Origin of the sequence: Actinophytocola sp. (assembly GCF_036002505.1) — a bacterium.
Lineage (GTDB): Bacteria > Actinomycetota > Actinomycetes > Mycobacteriales > Pseudonocardiaceae > DASYTH01.
Window position 1 is genome coordinate 1 of the sequence record NZ_DASYTH010000108.1, and the last position, 3,599, is coordinate 3,599.

Sequence of the window (3,599 nt, forward strand, 5' to 3'; positions counted from 1 at the left end):
ATGGTGGCCGGGTTGCCGTCCGCGGTGATCGAGCCGAGCACGTCGCCGGCCGACGACACGGTGACGTCGAACGTGACCTTCTCGTCGGAGGCCGAGGTGAACGTGCCCTTGTAGTGCGCGGCGCCGGCCTCGCCGAGGTTCAGCAGGGACTGCGCGATGGACTCGGCGGCCGACGGCGGTGGGATCACCACGGGCACCGGCGCGCCGTTGACCGTGTTGCTGCACGCGGTGACCAGCAGGGCGACCAGGCTGAGCAGCGCGACGAGCCTGGGCCACCCCCGATGTCCCTGAGTCATCCGCGCTCCCACCTCGTGCCGCACGTAACCCAGTGTGCGGCATCGCGAACCAAGCCCTAGCAGTATCGCGTTTCGATGCTCACCCTGTCATCGGGTGGCAGGTCGAACGATGCGTTCCATCGCAAGTTTGCCGGAAATCAGGACGGGTGGAATACCGACCCCCGGTGTGGTGCCGCAGCCGGCGAGCACGGCGTTCTCCAGGCCGGGGACCAGGTTGCGCGGTCGGAACGGTCCGGTCTGCGGGAACGTGTGGGCCAGGGAGAACGGGGTCCCGGCGCCCAGCCCGGCTGCCGCCCACCCAGCCGGCGTGACCAGGTGCTCGACCTCGACCGCGTCCTCGAAACCGGTCAACCCGCGGGCCTCGAGCACCCGGCCGAGCTCGGCGCGGTAGGCAGGGCCGATTCGGGCCCAGTCGAGCGGGCCGACCTCGAGGTTCGGGCAGGGGGCGAGAACCGAGACCAGGTGCCGGCCCGGCGGCGCGAGGGCCGGGTCGGTCGCGGTCGGGCGGGTGACGAGCAGCGACGGGTCGCTCATCAGCCGGCCGGCCGTGGTGATCTCCTGGAACGTCCGGTCCCAGTGCGCGCCGAAGAGCAGCGTGTGGTGACCGAGCTCCGGCCAGGTCCTGGTCAGCCCGGCGTGCAGCACGACGGCCGACGGCGACCACCGCAACCGGCGGCGCGGGGTGCGGCCGAGCAGCCGGTAGCTCACCGGAAGATCCGGGGTGAGCACCACGGCGTCGCACCGGACGCGCTCGCCGCAGTGCACGGCCGTCACCCGGGAACCCTTGCGCTCCAAGCGATCCACCCGGGTCGAGTAGTGGAACACAGCGCCGGCTTCGGCGGCCGCCGCGGCCATCGCCCGGGCCACCGCGCCGACCCCGCCGCGGGGGAAGTACACGCCGGCCACAGTGTCCATGTAGGCGATCACGGCGTAGGCGGCCAGCGCCCGGGCCGGCGGCACGCCCGCGTAGAGGGACTGGAACGTGAACAGCCGGCGCAGCCGCTCGTCGCGCAGGAACCGGCCGACCGCCGGGCCGAGCCGGCCGAAACCGCCCAGCGCCAACAGGTTCGCCAGCTTCGGCACGAGCAGGTCCAGCGGCGAGTCGAGGTTGGCGCCGATGAACGAGTCGCGCTGCACCCGGTACAGCTCGGTGAGCCAGGCCCGCAGCCGCCGGTACCCGTCGGCCTCCCGCTCGCCGGCCACCCGCTTGACCTCGCCGGCCATCGCCTCCGCGCCGGTGTGCACCGCGATCGTGCTGCCGTCGGCGAAGTGCGCCAGGTAGGCCGGATCCAGCGGGATGAGGTCGATGCGCTCTTTCAGCGACGAGCCGACCGCGGCGAGCGCTTCGTCCACCAGCTCCGGCATGGTCAGCACGGTGGCGCCGGTGTCCGTCGAGTAGCCGTCCATCATGGACGATCCGGCCCGGCCGCCGGGCGTGGCCTCGGCCTCCAGCACGGTCACCTGGCGGCCCGCGCCGAGCAGGTACAGGGTCGCGGACAGCCCGGCGAGGCCCGCGCCGACCACCACCACATGGTCGGTCCGGCCCGGAACGCGCCGCACTCAGCGGTCCCGGCTCGTCGCCGCCACGGCCAGCTCGGCCAGCCGGGTGGCCGCCGGTTCGGCCAGGTGCGCCTCGGCGAGCGCGGCCGTCGCGGACCCGGTCAGCTCCTCGATCCGCCGCTCCACCGCGGCTACCGCGCCGATGTCGACGAGCACCGAGCGGATCCGTTCGATCGCCGCCTCGGTCAGGTTCTGATCACCCAGGGCCGCCCGCAACGCCTCGGCGTCGGCGTGCCGGCCGGCCCGCTCCGCCCGCCGCAGGCCCAGCGCCACCAGGAGCGTGCGCTTGCCCTCGCGCAGGTCGTCGCCAGCCGGTTTCCCGGTGGCCGCGGTGTCGCCGAACATCCCGAGCAGGTCGTCCCGGAGCTGGAACGCCACTCCGATGTCCGCGCCGAACCGCCGGACCGCGCGCACCACCGGCGCCTCCGCACCGGCCAGCGCCGCGCCGAGGTGCAGCGGCCGCTCCACCGTGTACGCCGCGGTCTTCATCCGGGCCACGGCCAGCGCCGAGGCCGTCGACTCGTCCCCGGTGGCCTGGGCCAGCACGTCGAGGAACTGCCCGGCCAGCACCTCCGAGCGCATCGCCTGCCACGGCTCCAGGGCCCGTCCCTTTGCCAGCCCTGCTCCGGTGAACATGTCCTCGGCCCAGGTCAGGGCCAGGTCGCCGACGAGGATCGCCGCGGCCAGGCCGAACCGGTCCGGCTCACCCAGCCAGCCCTTGGTGCGGTGCAGGTCGGCGAACGCGACGTGCACGGTCGGCGAGCCGCGGCGCACGTGCGAGGCGTCCATCAGGTCGTCGTGCACCAGCGCGCAGGCCTGCAGCAGCTCCAGCGCGCTCACCGCGTTCAGCACCGCCGCGTCCGGCGCGCCACCCGCGCCGCGCCAGCCCCACCACGCGAACGTCGGGCGGAGGCGCTTGCCGCCGCCGAGCACGAACGCGATCAGCGCGTCGACGGCGTCGGCGAACGCGGGCGCCCGCTCGACCACGCCCACCCGGCGCTCGGACATGTACGTGCGCAGGGCATCCTCGACGTGCGCAGGTACGGCATCGTCGACGCTGCCGATCGCGGTCGGCTCGGGTGGCACTGGCACGTGACCATGGTGCGCTGTGACGGCCCTAACCGTCCTACCGGGGCTCCATTACCCTGTTGCTCATGACCGCGGTGGTGGAACGCCTGCGCCGCGACCGACCCGTGTTCTCCGTGGAGTTCATGCCGCCCCGTGACGACGAGGACGAGCTCCGGTTGTGGAACGCGATTCGTTCGCTCGAGGGCTTGGATCCGGCTTTTGTCTCGGTGACCTACGGGGCCGGGGGCTCCAGCCGGGATCGCACGATCCGCACCACCGGCCGGGTCGCCCGGGAGACCACCCTGGTGCCGATGGCGCACCTCTGCGCGGTTGAGCACTCGATTGCCGAGCTGCGCAACGTGATCGGCTGGTACGCCGAGCTCGGCATCCGGAACATCCTTGCGCTGCGCGGGGATCCGCCGGGCAACCCGAACGGCGAGTGGGTCCAGCACCCCCAGGGCCTCGCCTACGCCGAGGAGCTCGTCCGCCTCGTCCGCGAGCTCGGCAACTTCTGCGTCGGCGTGGCCGCGTTCCCCTACGGCCACCCCCGTTCGTCCGATGTGGACACCGACACCGACCACCTGGTCCGCAAACTCAACGCCGGCGCCGACTTCGCCATCGCCCAAATCTTCTTCCAGCCCGAGGACTTCCTCCGCCTCCGCGACCGCGTCGCCG

General features: G+C 73.2%; 4 protein-coding genes. 1 reads left to right on the forward strand and 3 read right to left on the reverse strand.

All coding sequences use genetic code 11. The features are described from left to right. The 3 genes from VGR06_RS08600 to VGR06_RS08610 all read right to left on the reverse strand — a co-directional run. Positions 1-296: hypothetical protein (locus tag VGR06_RS08600; RefSeq protein WP_327558446.1), on the reverse strand; the 296-nt coding region annotated here is incomplete at its 3' end. A gap of 87 nt (positions 297-383) precedes the next feature. Further along, positions 384-1,856 (reverse strand): phytoene desaturase family protein, encoded by a 1,473-nt coding sequence (gene crtI / locus VGR06_RS08605; protein ID WP_327558447.1) that lies wholly within the window; start codon positions 1,854-1,856, stop codon positions 384-386. Further along, positions 1,857-2,921, reverse strand: coding sequence for a polyprenyl synthetase family protein (locus tag VGR06_RS08610; protein WP_414637199.1), 1,065 nt, complete (start codon positions 2,919-2,921; stop codon positions 1,857-1,859). It lies immediately after the preceding gene. Positions 2,922-3,010: 89 nt separating this feature from the next. On the opposite strand from VGR06_RS08610, the gene VGR06_RS08615 reads away from it, so the two are divergent. After that, a partial coding sequence (locus tag VGR06_RS08615) for a methylenetetrahydrofolate reductase (protein WP_327558448.1) occupies positions 3,011-3,599 on the forward strand: 589 nt, incomplete at its 3' end.